Consider the following 2819-nt stretch of genomic DNA (forward strand, 5'->3'; position numbering starts at 1 on the left):
ATATAATTTAAGCAAATATAAGCTAATTTGTAGTTTCCCCTTAACATAATCTACATCCTTAAGAAGCTCTTCAACTACTCCTGCATACTTAATACTAATTTCTATTTTACCCTTTTGGAAATAACCTTCTGTTATTCTTATCAATGCATCCACTTGATATTTTTTATCTTCTAAACGTACAGCAATATCATAGGCACTTTTAAAATATTTAAGACTCTCATCTATATCCCCATTTTTCACCTGTAGATCTCCAAGTTCTATTTGTAATTCAAATTCATTTTTCATTTATTCACGCCCTTAGCACATTATTATAGAAGATTCTACTATATATCTGAGAATTCAACTTTTACCCTTTCTAGCCTACTATCCTCATATTGTGAGTAGAGCTTAGTCTGTGCTTCTTCATTTATTGTTACTATTGGTAATTCAACAATAAATTCAGAACCCATGCCATATTCGCTCTTAACAGTTATAGTACCGTCATGCATTTCTACAAGCGCTTTTACTAGTGACAGTCCTATGCCACTTCCCTCTCTATTTCTAGTAAAAGATTTATCTACCTGCCTAAACCTTTGAAAAATCAGTTCTAGCTTATCTTCCTGTATACCTATCCCATCGTCTTTAATTGAAATATACACTGAATTATCCCTAATCCCTACTTCTACTGCAACATTCCCATTTTCATCAGTAAATTTAAGCGCATTTGATAAAAGATTTAATAGTATTCGCTCTATTTTATCTGCGTCGATTGCCATAACTTGCTCTTCAATTTTCTTTTTAAATATTATATTAACTGCTTTTACTTTTGCATATAAATTTATAGACTGAATAATACCTTCTATAATTTCAACAATATCATGATTATGAAGTTCAACATAAAAATAGCTAGAATCTATCTTCGTTAAATCAATAATATTATTTATGAGTCTCAATAATCTAAGTGCATTTTGTTTCATAATTTTGAGGTATTTATCAAGCTTTAAGTGTGGATCTACTATGGTTCCATTTGAAACATACAATTCTAATAGTTGTATGGCCCCCATAAGTATATTCAAGGGTGTTTTAAATTCGTGGGATATATTCGCAAAAAAATCCGTCTTAAGCTTATCATATTCATGCTTATCTTCTTTCTCTTCAAATATCCTAACTATGTTTTCAAGTTCAATATTTTTATCAGTTAACTCCGATTCCCTATCTACAGTATTATTTTTTGTAAGTCCCCGCACTCCAAATATTCTCTTAGTTAATAAAAATACTAATATTGCTGTTATTATTCCCATAATCAATAAAAATGCTGATATGTTTCTAGTGAATATATAAACCTCGGAATAGCTAAAGCTCGCTTGATTACTTGTAACATTTAGCATGCCCTTCATACTAATGTTTTCATATACAACAATAACCCCCGATGAAATTAGGCATAAAACTATCGTTAATGCCAGTATGTAATTAGCGTGCATTTTTCTCATATTAAACCTCTCTTATCTTAAAGAATATATATATCTTATTTATTCGACACTATATATTTAAATCCTCTACATTTTTCGGTTTAAAATAAGAGTTAAATAATACTTTACCTGTCGTAGTAAAAGAATTATTTACACAATATGTTTGCAATCCTAGCAAAAACAAATCAAATGCTCAAGTTGAAAAACCTTTCTAACTTCAAAAAAAGATTATGGCCTATTAGTGGCTATCGGTGCTTTATAAAAAAAAGCATATCTCTCCTTTTGATACAAGAAAATATTTTCAACATTCATATTTCGGCTTTTTACTTATAACTCTATTAATCTTCTCACAACATACCAACATAATTAAAATACAGCATAATAAAAAGTATGGTAAAATCGCAATACTCGTTTTAGAAGCAATAAAGCCTAAAATAGGTGGCATAAACATATTTCCAATATATGCAAACGCCATTTGTAATCCCATAATAGATTGTGATAATGCCTTGCCAAAACGGTTCGGTGTTTCATGTATCATGCAAGGGAAAATTGGCGCACATCCAAGCCCCACAAGAATTAACCCAATCATTGAAAAATAAGTAGGTAAAGGTAATAATAATGAAATCGCTCCTATAATACAAATAACTTGCCCTAATCTAATCAGTATCACATTATTAAATTTCATTGTAAGAAAGCCGGATAGTAACCGTCCTACTGTAATACCTGCATAAAATAGAGAAATCCATCTTGCGGCTTCCCCTGCAGATAACCCTTTACAATTCACTAAATAACTGCTTCCCCATAGTCCTGTTGTAGTTTCTGTTGCACAGTAAAATATAAAAGAAACCAATGCCAATTTCACACCAGGTATTCTTAAAACATTAGTATTCTTAGTATTTATTTCTTTATCATCAATCTGATTACACTTTTTTTCTATTTTATTCCATAATGGAAGCGTTATAAACAATACAAATACCAGGCAAAACTGGATCATTGAAATTGTAAAATATCCTTTTTCCCATCCATTATTCTTTGATATATATAAAGACATAATAACTGGCCCTAAAGTTGCACCAATTCCCCAAAAACAATGAAGCCAACTCATATGCTTAGCCTTATAATGTATTGCGACAAAATTATTTAGACCTGCATCTACTGAGCCGCCACCAAGTCCGAGTGGAATAGCCATTATGCATAACCAAATAAAGGAATGCAAAACTGAGAAGCCAAGTAAAGCCAACGCCGTCATGGTTACACTAACAAATGTAACTTTTCCCGTGCCAAAGTGCTTGATAAGTCTACCACTAAGTAAACTTGAAATAATTGCTCCACAAGATATAATCATGAATATCACTCCGGCACTCGGAAATG

Annotated in this window: 3 protein-coding genes; all 3 read right to left on the reverse strand. The window is 31.4% G+C overall.

The window, feature by feature from the left end; genetic code table 11:
• Positions 1-285, reverse strand: a 285-nt coding sequence (locus JJE11_RS17250) for a hypothetical protein (RefSeq protein ID WP_291637857.1), incomplete at its 3' end; no start/stop codon positions are given.
• Positions 286-323: 38 nt separating this feature from the next.
• Positions 324-1469, reverse strand: a complete 1146-nt coding sequence (locus JJE11_RS17255) for a HAMP domain-containing sensor histidine kinase (protein WP_291637859.1) — start codon at positions 1467-1469, stop codon at positions 324-326.
• Between the two features lie 280 nt (positions 1470-1749).
• On the reverse strand, positions 1750-2819 hold a 1070-nt coding region (locus JJE11_RS17260; RefSeq protein ID WP_291637861.1), incomplete at its 5' end, for a sugar MFS transporter.

It is taken from the genome of Clostridium sp. (assembly GCF_016650095.1).
In the GTDB taxonomy this organism is placed as follows: Bacteria; Bacillota; Clostridia; order Clostridiales; family Clostridiaceae; genus Clostridium_AD.

Coding starts and splice junctions, on each gene's coding strand:
- JJE11_RS17255 (WP_291637859.1), bottom strand. CDS start 1,469: ATGAGAAAAATGCACGCTAATTACATACTGGCATTAACGATAGTTTTA.